A 16,533-nucleotide genomic window follows, 5' to 3' on the forward strand; every position below is an offset into this window, starting at 1 on the left:
ATCTTAATCTGTCTTTGATTGGTTTTTTGTTCCATAGAAATATAATGAATGGCGTTCTATTGAAATATCAAACACCTCTTCAATGGTTTTTTTAATAGATTCAATCCTTGGATCGCAAAATTCAATAACTTCACCTGTATCTGATAAGATCACATGATCATGCTGTTTATCGAAGTAAGATTTTTCGTATTGCGCTTGATTTTTACCAAATTGGTGCTTTCTCACAAGTCCACAATCCAAAAGTAAATCTATAGTATTGTATAAAGTTGCTCTACTGACTCTATAGTTTTTAGTTTTCATTTTAATATATAAAGACTCAATATCAAAATGATCGTCACTTTCGTAAATTTCCTGAAGGATAGCAAATCGTTCTGGAGTTTTACGATGACCATTATTTTCTAAAAATTTAGTAAAAACGCTTTTTACAACCGCTAAATCGTTTTTTAAATTCTCTTTATTTATCATATTTACAAAAATAGACTTTTATTGACGCTTAACCTTATCGATTCCATCGATTTTTTCTAATCTTTCGATAAGTTTATTTAATATAGATATATTCTTAACTTTTACAACCATTTTTCCTTCAAAAATGCAATCGTTACTTGTAAAACTAATACTGAGAATATTGACGTGAAGATTTTTTGAAATCTCATTTGTAATCATACTTACTAGACCAAGATCGTCTATTCCAGTGAGTTTAAGTGTGGCACTAAATTCTTCTTGACTGGAGTCTATCCATTTGGCCTTAAGTATTCTGTAAGCATAATTACTCTGAAGTTGAATAGCATTTGGACAGTTCTTCTTATGAACTTTAATCCCCTCTTTAATGGTTGTAAAGCCAAAAACTTCATCTCCTGGTATTGGATTACAACAAGCTGATAGTTTATAGTCTAGCTTTTGCTCATCATCTCCAAAGACAAGTTGATCGTAATTACTCGATATATCATTTTGGTCTATTGAACTATCTTTTTGTGGTGAACGTCGTATTTTATTTTTGAAAAACGATAACAAAGCGTTACTTCTGGAAGATGCAAAATCCTTAATTTGTTTGTTATCTATAGCCCCAATGCCTACTCTATAGAACAAGTCTAGACTTGTTTTTAATTTAAAGAAAACAACCATTTCGTTAATGGTTCTTTCGTTGAGACTTATACGCTGAGACTTCAGTTTTCGTCTTAAAATTTCTTTCCCTTCTTCAGCAACTAGCTTGCGTTTTTCTCGTAAGGCAGACTTGATCTTGGTTCTCGCTCTGGCGGTAGTGGCGTAATCCAACCAGTTTTTGGTAGGCTTAGCAGTTGAAGATGTAATTATTTCTACCTGATCACCACTTTTTAAGACACGACTTAAGGCCACAATCTTTCCATTAACTTTGGCTCCACGGGTTGTGTAGCCGATGTCGGTATGGATGGCAAAGGCAAAATCGAGAACTGTAGACCCTTTGGGTAAGGATTTAAGATCACCTTGAGGGGTGAACACAAATATTTCTTTGGAGTATAGGTTGAGTTTAAACTGCTCCACAAAATCGACAGCATTCATTTCATTATTCTCTAATGCCTCTTGTAATCTATTAAGCCATAAGTCTAAGCCTTGCTCATCTTGATCTTGTGCTTCACTTTTATGTTTATACTTATAATGAGCAGCATACCCTTTTTCTGCGATTTCATTCATACGCTCACTCCTAATTTGCACCTCTATCCATTTTCCTTTCGGCCCCATAATGGTGATGTGGAGAGCTTCATAACCCGTGGTCTTTGGAGAAGAAATCCAATCCCGTAGTCGAGTTGGATTAGGCCTAAAATAGTCTGTAACTATAGAATATATCTTCCAAGCTATAAATTTTTCATTTTCTGGATCAGAATTATAAATAATTCTGATGGCAAACTTATCGTAAATTTCTTCGAAAGAAATATTCTGGTTTACTATCTTTTTTCGAATAGAGTAAATAGACTTTGGCCTTCCTTTTACCTCTACTTCTAAATCTTCCTTTTCTAAAGCAGCTAAAACAATCTTGGAAAAGTCATGTATATATTGATCTTGTTGTTCTTTACTTTCCTTGATTTTATCATTTATATCATGATAAACTTCAGGCTCAGTATATTTTAAACTTAAATCTTCAAGTTGAGTTTTGATATTATACAGCCCAATTCTGTGAGCCAGAGGCGCATAAATAAATAAGGTTTCACTGGCAATTTTAACCTGCTTATCTGGACGCATAGCATCCATGGTTTGCATATTATGAAGTCGATCTGCAATTTTTATAATGATGACACGAATATCATCATTCAAAGTCAGCAACATTTTCCTAAAGTTTTCTGCTTGCATAGAGATGTCGCCATCTTTTTTAAGACTGGAAATCTTAGTCAATCCATCAACGATTCTAGCCACAACCTCCCCAAACATTTGCTCGATATCTGTAAGAGAGTACTTTGTGTCTTCCACTACATCATGAAGCAAAGCAGAGGCTATAGAGGTCGCATCTAGCCCTATTTCATGGGCTACAATTTTGGCAACAGCTATAGGGTGAAATATATAAGCCTCCCCCGATTTTCGACGCTGATCTTTGTGGGCCTCAACTGCTGTTTCAAAAGCTTTTCGGATTAGTCTTTTATCTTCAGAACTTAAAGTCCTGTAGCTAATACGTAAAAGCTCTTTATATTCTTTGGCAATTTCTTTGCTTTCTTGCGCTAAATAAGCATCGGTGATCTCCATAATTTTTGGCTCTTATTAAAATAAAATTACGATTTATTTTTTAAATTTCTCAATCTTTCTTTCAAAGAAGGATGTGAAAAATGAAAAAACACATAAGCTGGATGAGGGGTTAAATTGCTGAGACTTTTCTTAGACAACTTTCTTAAAGCAGAACTTAAGTGGTCTCCTGAATAGGTAGAGCCGGCAAAATCATCTGCCTGAAATTCAAAAACTCGGGACAGGTAATTTGTCAATAAGCCAGTCACTAGGGAAATAGGAGCATATAAAAAACTAAAAACGACTAAACCTACATGAAAGCTCGGCAACTCAATACCTAGAGCTTGAGATAAAACAGGCTCTTCTATAAAAAAAGAAAATATCCAAAGCATGAATCCTGTAGAAATTAAAGACACAAAAAGATTTAAAATGATGTGATGCTTTTTATAATGTCCAACTTCATGAGCTAGAACAGCCACAATTTCTTTGATGTCAAGGTCCTTAATTAAAGTATCAAATAGTGTGATTCGTTTTTCATTTCCAAATCCTGAAAAGTAAGCATTGGCTTTCTGACTTCTCTTAGAACCGTCGATTACAAAGATATTTTTCAAATTAAAATTCATAGAAGAAGCATAATCTTGGATTTGCGACCTTAGCTCTCCTTCTTCAAGCGGAGTTTGTTTATTAAATAAGGGAACTATAAGTTTAGCATAGAACATATTCATAAAAAAAGAAAATAACGCAATTAAAATCCAAGCGTACCACCAGAAATCGGAACCTACGGCAGAATAAATTATTAAGATTAGACCTAAGATAATTCCTCCTAAAGCTAACGCAATAAAGAGGGACTTTAGCTTATCCAACCAAAATAGGCGCTGAGTAGAAGTATTGAATCCATAGCGCTCTTCGATTCTAAAGGTGAAGTAGTAGTCGAATGGAGCACTTATAAGTTCACCACCTAAAAAGAGGATGAATAAAAAAGAAAGCGAAACTAAAGTGGGATTATCAAAAAGACGGTGAGCGATTTCATTAACAAATCCAAAACCTTCAAAGCTTAGAAAAACCAGAATTAAAGTAATAGATAAAATAGACTGTAGGGTTCCGAACTTAAATTTCTCTTTTTTATAGGCTTGTGACTTTAAGTAATCCTCTTTGTCGTATAAATTTCTTAAGCCTTCAGAAAGCTGAGCATCAAATCTAGAGGCGTTTAAGCAATCTAGGGATGTTTCCAGAATGAAATTAAAAACCAGAACACCAACAATGAGATAAAAAATAAATTCTGAGGTCATTTTATAATTTTAAGCAAATTTAATTCATGTGAATTGAATCTAGTCTGGAAATTGATTTTGAATTTTTAGCCAAGAGGGTTGCCTTATTCATTAATTGATGCTAAATTTGCTTTATAGCAATGCGAAGATTGTAGATGAGTAAATTGGTAGAAAGCATCAGATTTTTAGAAGATAATTTAAAAAAATTAATCTTTGAACATCAGGGTTTAAAAGTTAAATATAAGGCTTTAGCTACCCAATTTGATTCTGAAAGCATCTCTATTTCTGAATTAAATTCAAAAATAGAGATACTTCAAAAAGAAAATAAAACACTTAGAACAGCTAATGCACTGCTAGGCAGTACCGAGTACAAAAGAGAAACAAAACTAAAAATAAATAGTTTAATTAAAGAAATAGATAGTTGCATTATTCAATTGGCTGAATAAAATGGGAGATAAACTAAAAATAAAATTATCGATTGCTGATAGAGTTTATCCACTCAATATAAGACCTGAACAGGAAGAAGGATTAAGAAAAGCGGCCAAACGAATAAATGTAGTTATTAAGAAATTTGAACAAGATTATGCAGTAAGAGACAAACAAGATGTCTTGGCGATGAGTGCTTTACAATTTGCTGCTGAAATTGAACAAAATCAATTGTCCTCTACTTCAGAATTACAAGAAGCTGAAACAAAGCTTGTAGAACTGAGTGAGATGATAAAAGATCAGTTAAACTAACGTTCATTACTAAATCGACATTGCCTGTATTAGTCGTACCTTTTTGATAAACTCAACATTTACTATTTAAAAAGGGTGAGTTTCAGTTGCTAAAGCAAGCCGCCACTTCGGTGCAGCGGATCCTTGATCAGCTGGGTATCCCTAAACCTGTTTACACGGAGTTTTATACAAAACTAGGCTAGTACAGGCTTTTTTTTTATATATAATTATGGATATAACATTTATTATAATAGCAGCTATAGCTGGCCTTATCATAGGATTTTTATTATCAAAATCCATAGATAGTAAAAGTGCAACAGGGACTTTAAAAACTGCTGAAAAAGAAGCTGAAAAACTCTTAAAAGAGGCTGAGAAAGAAGGGGTAAATCTCAAAAGAGACAAAATCCTTCAGGCTAAAGAAAAATTTATAGAGCTTAAATCTGAACATGAGAAAGTGATTCTTTCTAGAGATCAGAAAATTAATGAAGCTGAAAAAAGAACGAAAGACAAAGAATCTCAAATTTCTAATGAGCTCTCTAAAGCTAAAAAAATAAATGCTGAAGTTGAAGAAAAACTTAAAGATTACTCCTATCGAACTGAATACCTAGAGAAAAGGCAGGAAGAAATCGATATGATTCTACAACGTAAAATCAATCAACTAGAAGTGGTAAGTGGCCTTAGCGCTGAAGATGCAAAAGCCCAACTGATGGAATCTCTTAAAGAAACCGCAAAAGCTGAATCGATGCAAATGATTCAAGACACTGTAGAAGAAGCTAAACTCACCGCTCAACAAGAGGCCAAGAAAATTGTCATTAACACTATCCAAAGGGTGGGAACGGAAGAAGCTATAGACAACTGCGTTTCAGTCTTTAACCTTGAGAGCGACGATGTTAAAGGTAGAATTATTGGTCGTGAAGGAAGAAATATTAGGGCAATTGAAGCTGCAACTGGTGTAGAAATAATTGTTGATGATACTCCAGAAGCTATTATTTTATCTTGTTTTGACTCCATACGTCGTGAAATAGCTAGACTCTCTTTACACAAATTGGTAACCGATGGTAGAATTCATCCTGCCAGAATCGAAGAAGTCGTAAAGAAAACAAGAAAGTCGATAGACGAAGAAATTATAGATATAGGGAAACGAACTATTATTGATTTAGGCATACATGGTTTACACCCAGAACTGGTGAAGATGGTAGGCCGAATGAAATATAGATCTTCTTATGGTCAAAATTTACTCCAACACTCTAGAGAAGTCGCTAAGCTTTGTGGCATTATGGCTTCAGAACTTGGGCTTAACCCGAAACTAGCCAAACGTGCAGGTCTTCTTCATGACATCGGTAAAGTACCCGAAACAGAAACAGAACTTCCTCACGCTATATTAGGAATGCAATTGGCAGAAAAATTTGGAGAGAAACCAGAAATTTGTAATGCCATTGGTGCTCACCACGACGAGATAGAAATGACTTCCCTTCTCTCCCCCATTGTACAGGTGTGTGATGCCATAAGTGGAGCTAGACCAGGAGCTAGACGCCAAGTTTTAGACTCTTACGTAAAGCGTCTAAAAGATCTTGAAGAAATTGCCTTTGGATTTGGAGGGGTTAAAAAAGCTTACGCTATACAAGCAGGTAGAGAATTGAGGGTTATTGTGGAAAGTGAAAAGGTAAACGACGAAAAAGCTTCTGCCCTTTCGTTTGAAATTTCACAAAAGATTCAAACTGATATGACCTACCCAGGTCAGGTGAAGATTACGGTTATTAGGGAGACTAGAGCTATTAATATTGCTAAATAAGCAACTACATAACGACGATTAAAAAAGGCTGTTTCTTTCGAAACAGCCCTTTTTTAATCAACACATATAACGTATTAGAATTGCTCTCTTCCTGCAAAATGAAAATTGCTTTCAATCGTAGCGTTTTCATCACTATCACTTCCGTGAATTGCATTTTCGCTTATAGACGTCGCATAGTTTTTACGAATCGTACCTTCAGCAGCTTCTTCAGGATTAGTCGCCCCAATTAAGGTTCTAAAATCATCTACAGCATTTTCTTTTTCAAGAACTGCTGAAACAACTGGGCCACTGGTCATATATTCTACAAGCTCACCGTAAAAAGGACGTTCTTTATGAACTTCATAAAAAGCTTTAGCATCATTTGTGGTCATGTGCGTCATTTTAAGCGCTACAATTTTAAAACCTGAGCCTGTAATTTGTTTAAGGATATCACCAATATAGCCTTTAGATATTGCATCTGGCTTAAGCATAGTGAATGTTTTAGTTCCTGCCATTGTAATTTATTTTATTTTTGTGCAAAAGTAATCATTTCAAAAGATATACAAATCATTTGTTAACATTAGAAGTCTAGGTGCAGTTCTCTAATTGTATGTCCATCTGTTGTAGATTTAATTCTCAGTTCAGCTTCTTCAGTGACCAAGTTTAGATCTATAATACCATAGCTTGTTTGTGCAACAACCTCGCCTACTCTATATTGATTAGGCTCACCACTATAAGTACTATAAGAGTGCGTTAGACCACTGGACGTAAAGTCGGTAAAAGGATAAGCTAGACCGTCAATTTTCTTTTGAGAAAACTCTGAAATATGCCTATCACCACTTAAAAGAAAAATATTCTGAAGGGGATACTCGAGCCATAAGTTTTGCATTTTTTCAATTTCATTCGGGAAGTTACCCCACGTTTCAAAGCCATGCTCGCTGGATAAAAACTGAATGCTGCTCACGATAATATTAAAATTAGCCTTCGAACTTTTAAACTCATTCTCTAGCCATCGCCATTGTTGCTCGCCTAAAAGCGAAGAATCTTTAGAGGTATGCGGTTGATATCTTTTACCAGGCACCTCAGCCTTGACCAATCCATCTCTAAAGTATCGACTATCTAGCATGTAAAATTTAATGGATTTGTTATCTAAAGCAATAACTTTAGAATAATAAGTTCCGTTTCTATTGGCCATAGCTTGGGTTGAATCGATATCCAAAAAATCTAAAAAAAGTTCTTTTGCCTCATCTTTGTAAGGCCATTCTTTACCCGCATCGTTTTTGCCGTAGTCATGGTCATCCCAAACTCCTAAAGGGGCATTTGGTAAGCTCTGTATAAAAGATTGATAATAGGGATCTGACTTTATGCTGTCGTATTTTTCTCCCATAAGTTCCATGTCTGGCGTGTCTGCGTAAATATTATCCCCACCCCACACAAAGATATCTGCCGAATCTTTCTCTATAATAGACCAATACTCTTGCGGTAGATTTTGACGATTGCAACTGCCAATGGCTATTCTAAAGGTTTTAGGTTGAATTTCAATACGTTCGCTTTCTGTTTTTTTATCACTGGTGTTCGGTTTACACGATGCAAACAAGATCACTGATAAAGTAATAATCCAATGTATTTTTTTCATCATTATATTTTTTCCAAAACTAGAGATTCCTGTGTTACTTCATTATTAAGAATTTGTACATTTGAAATCTATGAGAAAAAACACATTGGAAGGCTTAAAAGATCAACTGAATCCCACTTCCAAAATCAGTATTATTAGTCATAAGAATCCAGATGGAGATGCCTTAGGGTCTTCATTGGCCTTGCATCTGTTTCTTAAACAACTTGAGATTCCCTCTCAAGTCATCATGCCAAACAATTATCCATATTTTTTAAAATGGTTACCAAATAATCAAGACATTCTGTGTTACGACTCCAAAGAAGCAGAATGTAAAGCTAGGTTAGAAGCTTCAGATTTTATTTTTACACTGGATTTTAATCACTTAAATAGAGTTGGAGGTTTAGGGGATTTCCTAATGGACTTGAAAGCCACGTTTGTGATGATAGACCACCATCAAGAACCATCAGACTATGCAGACTATATGCTAGTAAACACTCAAATCGCCTCTACTTGCGAATTGGTTTATGAATTTATCACTTCTCAATATCCAAACACCTCACTAAGCGCTGATGTGGCCAGTTGTTTATATACTGGAATTATGACAGATACAGGGTCCTTCAGGTTTCCATCTACAACTAGTGAGACACATAGAATTATTGCAAACTTGATAGATGCTGGCGCTGATAACAGTCAGATCCATCAACATATCTATGACAATAACAACATAAGCCGACTTCACCTTTTGGGAGTAGCTCTCAATAACCTTAAAGTCGTTGAAGAGTTAAATACGGCCTATATCTTTCTATCTCAAGAGGATTTAAATTCAAATCACTTCAAAAAAGGAGATACAGAAGGTTTTGTGAATTATGGCTTATCGATAAAAGGTATTAAGTTTGCAGTTATATTTATTGAAAATAAAGCTGAAAATATTATTAAAATATCATTAAGATCAATTGGTGACTTTAACGTTAATGCCTTTGCTAGAAAACATTTTAGCGGTGGTGGACACAATAATGCAGCAGGAGGTAAAAGCGATTTAGATTTAAAATCTACCTTAGCAAAATTTGAAACTACATTGAAACTCTATAAAGAAGACCTATCATGAAGAGCCTCTTATATGTGATATTATGTTTTTGCATGATTTGTGGTTGTAAATCACCTGAACCTAGAAAGCCTGTTTCAAGAGCTTCAAAAAGTTTTACAACAAAATCTTTAAAGCTTAATAAAGCTATAGTCAAAAAGGAAGAATCCTACATTAAGGAGATTATAGACGCAGACTCTACTAATAAGTACATCAGTTCTGCCGATGGATTTTGGTATTTCTATAATTTAGAAAACAAAACGGATAGTATCACACCAAGTTTTGGAGATGAGGTTGAATTTAATTATAACCTATTAACGCTACAAGGTGACACCATATATTCTAGAGTAGAACTTGGGGAACGCGCTTACACAATAGACAAAGAAGAAATTTTTACAGGCTTGCGTCAAGGCTTAAAGTTAATGAAAGAAGGAGAGACGGTTACTTTTTTATTCCCTTCCCACCAAGCTTATGGCTACTATGGCGATAATGATAAGATCGGGACCCACGTCGCTTTAAAATCTACTGTAACTTTAAATAAAATAAAACCAAAAACTGAATAACATGAGAACTTTAAGATTATCATTTGCTGCATTAGTTGGAATACTGCTTTTTAGCTGTTCTTCCCAATACCCAGATTTAGAAGATGGATTGTATGCTGAATTCCAAACCTCTATGGGAGATTTTGTCACAGAACTCCATTATGACAAAGTCCCTATGACTGTTGGAAATTTTGTTGCCTTAGCAGAGGGCGAACATCCATTGGTCGATGAAGAATATCAAGATCAAAAATTTTATGATAGTATTATTTTCCATAGAGTGATCGATAAATTTATGATCCAAGGAGGTGATCCACTTGGTACTGGCCAAGGAGGACCAGAATACGAATTTGCAGATGAGATTGATTCTGTTTTAACCCATAAAAAAGGAGTTTTATCTATGGCCAATGCTGGAGCAGATACTAACGGAAGTCAATTTTTTATCACTCTTGTTCCTACTCCACATTTAGATGGGAAACATAGTGTTTTTGGAGAATTGGTAGTCGGAATGGAAGTCGTAGATAGCATAGGAAAAGTAGAGACTAAAAAGCCTGGTGACAAACCTGTTGAAGATATCGTTATTGAAACAGTTAATATCATAAGAAAAGGAAGCGATGCCAAAAATTTTGATGCTGTAAACGCTTTTACTACTGGTGCTGAGAAAGCCAAAGTAGCCAAAGTCGAGGAAGAAGTTGCAAGAAAAGCTGTACTTGAAGAAGCTAGTGAGGGCTTTGATGTCACCGATAGCGGATTACGCTACTTGATTACTGAAAAAAATCCAAACGGAACATCTCCAAAGGCTAAAGATATGGTAAGTGTACACTACACAGGCTATCTTCTAGATGGAACCAAATTCGATTCTTCTTTAGACAGAAACCAACCTATAGAATTTCCTGTAGGAACTGGCCGTGTGATTAGAGGATGGGACGAAGGGATAATGCTTTTAAAGACTGGTGAAAAGGCAGAACTTGTCATTCCATCAGAATTAGCTTACGGCCCAAGACAGACAGGGCCAATTCCTCCAAATTCAATTTTAAAGTTTGAGGTTGAGCTTATAGACATAGTAAATAAATAAATTAAAAACCCCTGTTATGATATCATAACAGGGATTTTTAATTTAATAGAAGTTAGAATACAATTCATTGATTTCCTTCTCTAACTCTTCCTTAGTATTTGCTGTTTTAGCTTGAAGTTTGTCAAGCCTTTCTTCAAACTTAGCCTCAGCATATTATAAATTATTATCTATAATATGCATTTCATATTTTTGTTTCAATTCACCCTTACTCTCTCTACATTTTATCTCTAATTGATCTAAGTTTTTAATGATAAGTTTTTATAATTTGCCCAAACATAACAGACAATTCCATTTTTTATGTTGACATCCCAACATTTGATTAAATTTTTAAACTTAAGTGCTTTAATATTTTTAATAACGAGTTGCAGTACCACTAGGGCCTTGGATGACAAATTATATGACGTTCAATTTTTAGATGAATACATTATTCCTGCAAATTTCAAATTTCAAAATGAAATCTATGGTGGAGTCTCAGGAGTAGATTATACTAAAGGTGAACTTCTTATGGTAAATGATTCGCCTTCCAACCCACTGATTTTTAGAGCAAGATTACAACTGAAGGGGTTTCAAGTGGACACCATCACATTCAAGTCGGTTACTAGACTACAAAACAATACTTTCTTTGAAAAAAATGCATTGGATATGGAGTCCATCAGATATGATGGAGATGGGTATTTAATTTCTACAGAAGGAAGTATCAATTTCGGTTTATCGCCAAGAATTTTTAAAGTAAGCAAGACGGCAGAATTTATTGAAAGTTATTCGTTACCTGATTATTTTCTGGTCAAGGGAAATAACCAACCTCGTCATAATGGTGTTTTCGAAGGCCTATCGAACGGCATAAATTCTTCCGGATTTTGGTTTGCTAACGAATTACCCTTAGAAAAAGATGGTAAAACACCAAAACTATATAACACCAACTCCCCTATTCGATTGAGTTTCTTTGATCATAAGGCAAAAAAAGTCACCCGCCAATATGCCATGGATTTGGATAGGATTACCAAAATTCCATTGCTTCCTTTTTCCATCAATGGTCTTACAGAGATTTTACAAATTAGTCAAAATACTTTTTTGGTCCTAGAACGCTCCTATTCTGCAGGTCACAAAAGCCAAGGCAACAGAGTGAAGTTGTATCTGGTAGATGTGAGTAAAGCAACAGACATTCACGACATAGTAGAACTAGAAGCCGCTACAGGGGATATTATTTATGCAGAGAAGAGTTTAGTGTTCGACTTTAAGTCGATCAAAAGAAAATTAACTGAAGGTATTGTCGATAATTTAGAGGGGTTATGCTTTGGACCAATACTCTCTAATGGGAATCCTTCGCTTATTGTCGTTTCTGATAATAATTTCAATAAATTTGGCACACAATTAAATCAAATTATTTTATTAGAACTAAAACAAGTCCAATGAAAACATTTCATTATTTAATTTTGAGTGTTGCGATGCTTTGCCTGTCATGCCAAGAGAGTCCATCAAAAAATAAAGATTTTCAATTTGATATTCCAGAAGGCTTAGACGCTCAAAAGACCACTTATTATTTTGTAAGACATGCTGAAAAAGATACTACAGATAAAGAGAATAGAGACCCTCAACTTACAGAGGAAGGGATTCGCAGAGCAAATTTTTTGGTAACTTATTTTAAAGATAAGTCCTTAGACATGTTCTATTCTACAGATTACGGTAGAACCCTTCAAACCATCATCCCTACACTACACCAATTTAAAGGGAACATCAAAAGCTATACTGCTGGAAAGGATACCTTATTTGATGCTGAATTCTGGAAAGCAACCTACGGCAAAAAAGTATTAGTCCTAGGACACAGCAACACAAGTCCTAGATTCATGAATGAAATTCTTTCAGAATCGGTATATGATGACCTGGAAGAAAACACCTATGATATCTTCTTCAAAATGGAAATCGATAAAGATTTATATTTAAAAGACACTTTGATTCAGCTTAAAGTTCCAAAAGAATTTAGTTACAATTAAGGGCAGAAGGCTCTAAAATAACATTTTCATTTTCGATTTTAGAGAGAAGTTCTAAATCTCCTTTTTCCCAAAACTGACCTAGATCTTCTAATTTTTGAGAAGTCCCTTTGGGCGTGTAATTTTCATAATCCTGAAAAACAACACCATCAACCGTCCTTTGGTTAATCGCTTTTCTGAAGCGCAATCCACCTCCATTGACTAAAAAGCTATAAGCTATAAAATCCATTGAAAAGTCTGAGGTGTCGAACCAATAGATGTAAGCATCTTCAAAATCCTCTCCACCATCATTTTCTGTAAATTTAACCTTCAATTTATGATAAGCCTTGGCGTTGATTTCTTCTTCGCCTAAATAAGAGGGGCGTACAGCAGCATCTTTCAAACGAAGAGGTAGCTGAGTAAAATAGTGGACAGAATTAACAGATTCATAATAAGAAAATGCAGTGGTATCCGCCAACTTTACAATAGAATCTTGATAAAAACGCGTCAATTCTCCATTTTTTACAACATCTCTTGTTGGTGAAGTTGTCGAAAGTCTTTCAAACTGAAGTCCTTCACAGGTCGGCATCGCTTTATAAGAATAGTCTCTAAATTTGAACCTTAATACATTCTCATTAAGTTTTGATTTACCAGAAAACTCAATAGCTTTCTCTATAACCTCTGAAGGTTCAATCGTTTTTTGTTCAGATTTTTGACATCCTAGCATACTCAGTAAGATGAATCCAATTAAATACTTCATATCATTATTAATTTAAATATAAACACTGTCGTTAATTCTAGCTTTCCTTTCAAAAGTCTTATTTTTGGACTATATATTTTAGTTCTATGGTTAAAAACAAAATCAATATAAAAAATAAAAAAGCCAGATTTCAATATGAAATTCTGGACAAATATACAGCTGGAATTGTATTAGCTGGCACCGAAATCAAATCTATCCGGGAAGGAAAAGCCACAATCACTGAAAGTTTTTGTGAATTCAATGAGCAGGGAGAATTATTTGTGATTAATATGGATGTTCAAGAATATTCCCATGCAACCCATTTTAACCATAAGCCAAAAAACGCCAGGAAACTTTTACTCAATAAAAAAGAGCTGAAAAAACTTCTCAAAGAAGTCAAAAACAGCGGTCTTACTATTATTCCTTTGCGCTTGTTTCTTAACGATAGAGGCTTTGCAAAATTGCAGATCGCCTTGTCTAAAGGTAAAAAGCTTCATGATAAACGCGAAACTATAAAGGATCGTGATACCAAAAGAAAACTCAACAGAATCAACAAAACCTTTAATACATAGGTTCTCTATCTTATATTTAATTTATGAAGCCTCCATGTCTACTTGTTTTTTTAGTGCTGTCTTTTTTAACTAGTCATTCTCAAATTACAGGAAAAGTGACTGATAGCATCGGTCATCCTTTACAAAATGTAAATGTTTATGATGAAGGCACCTTCAATGGAACCACTACCAATGCCAATGGTGAGTTCAAATTAAAGGTTGAGCAAACTAAAGAGTCTTATCTCATTTTTAAATTTTTGGGGTTTCAAACCAAAAAAAGAAAGATAGAAACCTCTACCGATACCATCACTATACAATTAACAGAAAAGGTGACGAGCTTAGATGATGTTTTTATTACCAATAATGAAGATCCTGCCTATTCTATTATCCGCAATGCCGTGGAAAATAGAAAGAAAAACCTATCTAAAATTCAAGAGTATAAAGCTGATTTCTATTCCAAAGGCCTCTGGAAAATTGAAAATGCCCCAGAAAAAATATTAGGCCAAGAAGTTGGTGACTTAGGGGGTGGTTTGGATTCCACCCGAAGCGGCGTAGTCTACCTTAGTGAAACCTTTTCAAAGATTTCATACAAAGCGCCAAACCGTTTTAAAGAAAACATCATCGCTTCCAAAGTTAGTGGAAACGATAACGGATTTAGCTTTAATTCTGCAGAAGATTTTAACTTCTCGTTTTACGAAAATACCATCGACTTAGGCAAAAATCTGGTCTCTCCAATTGCTAACTTTGCTATGCAATATTACAACTATGAGCTGGAAGGAACTTTTTATGAAAATGATAAATTTCTGATCAATAAAATAAAAGTTATACCTAAGAGACCTAACGATGCTGTATTTAGCGGATATATTTATATCCTAGAAGATACTTGGGAAATTTACGGTGTTGACCTTATGACGACTGGCAAATCACTTCAAGTCGAGGTGGTGGAAGAACTCAATCTCAAACAAACCTTCAACTATAGCGAGGAGTATAAATTCTGGACTCTTATTTCCCAAGATATTTCTTTTAGTTGGGGGATTTTAGGAATTTCTGGAGGCGGTAATTTTGTAGCTTCTTATAAAGACTATGAGTTCAACCCTCAGTTGACCAAAAAGGATTTCTCGAATGCCATTATTACCTTCGATGAGGAGGCAAATACCAAGAACAATTTGTTCTGGGAACAAAACAGGCCTGTTCCTCTTACTAGTTTAGAACGAGAAGATTACACCTTTAAAGACAGCCTACAAATCCTAAAAAACTCTCAACCTTATAAAGATTCAATAGATATAGTACGTAACACCTTCAAAGTAACAGATCCTTTATTTGGCTACTCTTGGCAAAATTCAACAACCAATCAAGAAGCTGGATTCACTGGCTTAACAGATCTTAATTATAACACCGTACAGGGATTTAATATTAAATCAGGAGTTTACTTCAGACAAAAAGATACTGCTGGGACCTTTAGAACCTATTGGGAAATTCGATCTGATTTAGATTATGGATTCTCTGACGAAACTCTGAGACCTAGCTTTACTTTTAAGAAAAAATTCAATAATTTTTCAAAACCTTTTTTGATTATTTCTGTTGGTGTCAAAGCTGAGGAAATCAATTCTACCAATCCAATCAACGAAAGATTATCCTCCATGACTTCAGTATTTTTTGAGCGTAATTACCTTAAGTTATACGAAAGGATCTTTGGCAAAGCCACTTATAGTCAAGACGTGTTTAATGGCTTTCGACTCAGTGCTGAATTGGGTTTTGAAAGAAGACGTTCTCTTATCAATTCTACGAATTCACCAATTATTGAAAATAAAAACGGTGGCTTCACCTCCAATAATCCTCTAGCGCCTGAAGCTTTTGGATCTCAATTCTTCCCTTCCCATACTATTGGTAAGTTAAGAATTGCAGGACGTATAAATTTTAATCAAAAATATGTGCTAACGCCTAATGGGAAATACGACACCTTTAGTAATAAATTTCCTGTATTTAGCTTTGCTTATGAGAAGGGCTTTGCTTCAGATATAAGTGATTTTAATTTTGATGTCGTAAAAGCAAAACTCACTCAAACCAAAACGATTTCTAGGTTTGGAGAACTGGCTTATAGTCTTAACGGTGGTTTATTTTTCAATGCAGAAAACATCTCCTTTTTAGATTTTAAGCATTTCAACGGAAATCAAACTCGAATAGGAACCTCAGATAGTTATCTTAACCAATTCAACTTACTGCCCTATTATGAACTGTCTACCAACTCAGATTATGCAGATATTCATTTAGAGCATAATTTTAAGGGATTTCTACTAAATAAGATTCCGCTTCTCAATCAGCTGAATTTCAATATGGTCGTAGGCGCTAAAAGTTTATTTACGGACTCTCATAAACCTTATTCAGAATTTTCAGTAGGTTTAGACAATGTTGGCTTTGGTCAATTTCGATTTTTTAGAATCGATTACGTTAAACCTTATCAAGGGGGTTGGCAAAGTGGAGCTTTGGTTTTCGGACTTAAACTACTGGATCAATTTTAAGGGAAT

The 16,533-nt window shown here is 34.7% G+C and carries 16 protein-coding genes and 1 other RNA gene; 11 read left to right on the top strand and 6 right to left on the bottom strand.

All coding sequences use genetic code 11. The features are described from left to right. Positions 1–3 precede the first annotated feature (3 nt). The 3 genes from CXF67_RS07320 to CXF67_RS07330 are packed head-to-tail and all read right to left on the bottom strand — an operon-like array spanning position 4 to position 3,974. Complete coding sequence (locus CXF67_RS07320) at positions 4–465, bottom strand: Fur family transcriptional regulator (protein ID WP_102088162.1); 462 nt, start codon at positions 463–465, stop codon at positions 4–6. Positions 466–483: 18 nt separating this feature from the next. Continuing rightward, a complete protein-coding gene (locus CXF67_RS07325; RefSeq protein WP_102088163.1) occupies positions 484–2,709 on the bottom strand; it encodes a RelA/SpoT family protein in 2,226 nt (741 codons plus the stop codon). A 26-nt stretch (positions 2,710–2,735) separates the two neighbouring features. After that, positions 2,736–3,974: a M48 family metallopeptidase gene (locus CXF67_RS07330; protein WP_102088164.1), complete on the bottom strand. Its 1,239-nt coding sequence runs from the start codon at positions 3,972–3,974 to the stop codon at positions 2,736–2,738. A 134-nt stretch (positions 3,975–4,108) separates the two neighbouring features. On the opposite strand from CXF67_RS07330, the gene CXF67_RS07335 reads away from it, so the two are divergent. The 4 genes from CXF67_RS07335 (at position 4,109) to rny (ending at position 6,462) form a co-directional block, all read left to right on the top strand. Beyond that, entirely contained in the window at positions 4,109–4,399 is a 291-nt protein-coding gene (locus tag CXF67_RS07335) for a hypothetical protein (RefSeq protein WP_102088165.1), read from the top strand. Between the two features lies 1 nt (position 4,400). Continuing rightward, a complete protein-coding gene (locus CXF67_RS07340; RefSeq protein ID WP_102088166.1) occupies positions 4,401–4,691 on the top strand; it encodes a cell division protein ZapA in 291 nt (96 codons plus the stop codon). Positions 4,692–4,741: 50 nt separating this feature from the next. Continuing rightward, a non-coding RNA gene (gene ssrS, locus CXF67_RS07345) (6S RNA) lies at positions 4,742–4,855 on the top strand. A gap of 44 nt (positions 4,856–4,899) precedes the next feature. Next, on the top strand, positions 4,900–6,462 hold the full coding sequence (gene rny / locus CXF67_RS07350) for a ribonuclease Y (RefSeq protein ID WP_102088167.1): 1,563 nt from the start codon (positions 4,900–4,902) through the stop codon (positions 6,460–6,462). Between the two features lie 74 nt (positions 6,463–6,536). Here rny and CXF67_RS07355 read toward each other — a convergent pair whose 3' ends face one another. Further along, entirely contained in the window at positions 6,537–6,956 is a 420-nt protein-coding gene (locus CXF67_RS07355) for a nucleoside-diphosphate kinase (RefSeq protein WP_102088168.1), read from the bottom strand. Between the two features lie 65 nt (positions 6,957–7,021). After that, entirely contained in the window at positions 7,022–8,077 is a 1,056-nt protein-coding gene (locus tag CXF67_RS07360) for an alkaline phosphatase D family protein (protein ID WP_180957921.1), read from the bottom strand. Between the two features lie 70 nt (positions 8,078–8,147). On the opposite strand from CXF67_RS07360, the gene CXF67_RS07365 reads away from it, so the two are divergent. The 5 genes from CXF67_RS07365 (at position 8,148) to CXF67_RS07390 (ending at position 12,742) form a co-directional block, all read left to right on the top strand. Continuing rightward, positions 8,148–9,161, top strand: a complete 1,014-nt coding sequence (locus CXF67_RS07365) for a DHH family phosphoesterase (RefSeq protein ID WP_102088170.1) — start codon at positions 8,148–8,150, stop codon at positions 9,159–9,161. Continuing rightward, on the top strand, positions 9,158–9,700 hold the full coding sequence (gldI, locus tag CXF67_RS07370; protein ID WP_102088171.1) for a gliding motility-associated peptidyl-prolyl isomerase GldI: 543 nt from the start codon (positions 9,158–9,160) through the stop codon (positions 9,698–9,700). Before CXF67_RS07365 ends, gldI begins: the two co-directional genes overlap by 4 nt. 1 nt (position 9,701) lies before the next feature. Then, the gene (locus tag CXF67_RS07375; protein ID WP_102088172.1) at positions 9,702–10,751 is read left to right on the top strand and encodes a peptidylprolyl isomerase; all 1,050 of its coding nucleotides are present in this window, start codon (positions 9,702–9,704) and stop codon (positions 10,749–10,751) included. A gap of 381 nt (positions 10,752–11,132) precedes the next feature. Beyond that, positions 11,133–12,164, top strand: coding sequence for an esterase-like activity of phytase family protein (locus CXF67_RS07385; protein WP_257984622.1), 1,032 nt, complete (start codon positions 11,133–11,135; stop codon positions 12,162–12,164). After that, the gene (locus tag CXF67_RS07390) at positions 12,161–12,742 is read left to right on the top strand and encodes a histidine phosphatase family protein (protein WP_102088174.1); all 582 of its coding nucleotides are present in this window, start codon (positions 12,161–12,163) and stop codon (positions 12,740–12,742) included. The genes CXF67_RS07385 and CXF67_RS07390 overlap by 4 nt, the downstream gene beginning before the upstream one ends. On the opposite strand, the gene CXF67_RS07395 is transcribed toward CXF67_RS07390, so the two are convergent. Beyond that, entirely contained in the window at positions 12,729–13,478 is a 750-nt protein-coding gene (locus CXF67_RS07395) for a DUF6503 family protein (RefSeq protein WP_102088175.1), read from the bottom strand. The genes CXF67_RS07390 and CXF67_RS07395 overlap by 14 nt on opposite strands. A gap of 86 nt (positions 13,479–13,564) precedes the next feature. Between CXF67_RS07395 and smpB the strand changes: the two genes are divergently transcribed. After that, positions 13,565–14,029 (top strand): SsrA-binding protein SmpB, encoded by a 465-nt coding sequence (gene smpB / locus CXF67_RS07400; RefSeq protein WP_015023184.1) that lies wholly within the window; start codon positions 13,565–13,567, stop codon positions 14,027–14,029. Between the two features lie 23 nt (positions 14,030–14,052). Further along, the gene (locus tag CXF67_RS07405) at positions 14,053–16,527 is read left to right on the top strand and encodes a DUF5686 and carboxypeptidase regulatory-like domain-containing protein (RefSeq protein WP_102088176.1); all 2,475 of its coding nucleotides are present in this window, start codon (positions 14,053–14,055) and stop codon (positions 16,525–16,527) included. Positions 16,528–16,533: the final 6 nt, after the last annotated feature.

It is taken from the genome of Psychroflexus sp. MES1-P1E (assembly GCF_002836055.1).
GTDB lineage: Bacteria > Bacteroidota > Bacteroidia > Flavobacteriales > Flavobacteriaceae > Psychroflexus.

Excerpts from the sequence above, each read along its gene's own strand:
- smpB (WP_015023184.1), top strand. The coding sequence starts at position 13,565 with ATGGTTAAAAACAAAATCAATATAAAAAATAAAAAAGCCAGATTTCAA.
- CXF67_RS07340 (WP_102088166.1), top strand. The coding sequence starts at position 4,401 with ATGGGAGATAAACTAAAAATAAAATTATCGATTGCTGATAGAGTTTAT.
- CXF67_RS07405 (WP_102088176.1), top strand. The coding sequence starts at position 14,053 with ATGAAGCCTCCATGTCTACTTGTTTTTTTAGTGCTGTCTTTTTTAACT.
- CXF67_RS07375 (WP_102088172.1), top strand. The coding sequence starts at position 9,702 with ATGAGAACTTTAAGATTATCATTTGCTGCATTAGTTGGAATACTGCTT.
- CXF67_RS07365 (WP_102088170.1), top strand. The coding sequence starts at position 8,148 with ATGAGAAAAAACACATTGGAAGGCTTAAAAGATCAACTGAATCCCACT.
- CXF67_RS07330 (WP_102088164.1), bottom strand. The coding sequence starts at position 3,974 with ATGACCTCAGAATTTATTTTTTATCTCATTGTTGGTGTTCTGGTTTTT.
- CXF67_RS07390 (WP_102088174.1), top strand. The coding sequence starts at position 12,161 with ATGAAAACATTTCATTATTTAATTTTGAGTGTTGCGATGCTTTGCCTG.
- gldI (WP_102088171.1), top strand. The coding sequence starts at position 9,158 with ATGAAGAGCCTCTTATATGTGATATTATGTTTTTGCATGATTTGTGGT.
- CXF67_RS07360 (WP_180957921.1), bottom strand. The coding sequence starts at position 8,077 with ATGAAAAAAATACATTGGATTATTACTTTATCAGTGATCTTGTTTGCA.
- CXF67_RS07325 (WP_102088163.1), bottom strand. The coding sequence starts at position 2,709 with ATGGAGATCACCGATGCTTATTTAGCGCAAGAAAGCAAAGAAATTGCC.
- CXF67_RS07335 (WP_102088165.1), top strand. The coding sequence starts at position 4,109 with ATGAGTAAATTGGTAGAAAGCATCAGATTTTTAGAAGATAATTTAAAA.
- CXF67_RS07395 (WP_102088175.1), bottom strand. The coding sequence starts at position 13,478 with ATGAAGTATTTAATTGGATTCATCTTACTGAGTATGCTAGGATGTCAA.
- rny (WP_102088167.1), top strand. The coding sequence starts at position 4,900 with ATGGATATAACATTTATTATAATAGCAGCTATAGCTGGCCTTATCATA.
- CXF67_RS07320 (WP_102088162.1), bottom strand. The coding sequence starts at position 465 with ATGATAAATAAAGAGAATTTAAAAAACGATTTAGCGGTTGTAAAAAGC.
- CXF67_RS07355 (WP_102088168.1), bottom strand. The coding sequence starts at position 6,956 with ATGGCAGGAACTAAAACATTCACTATGCTTAAGCCAGATGCAATATCT.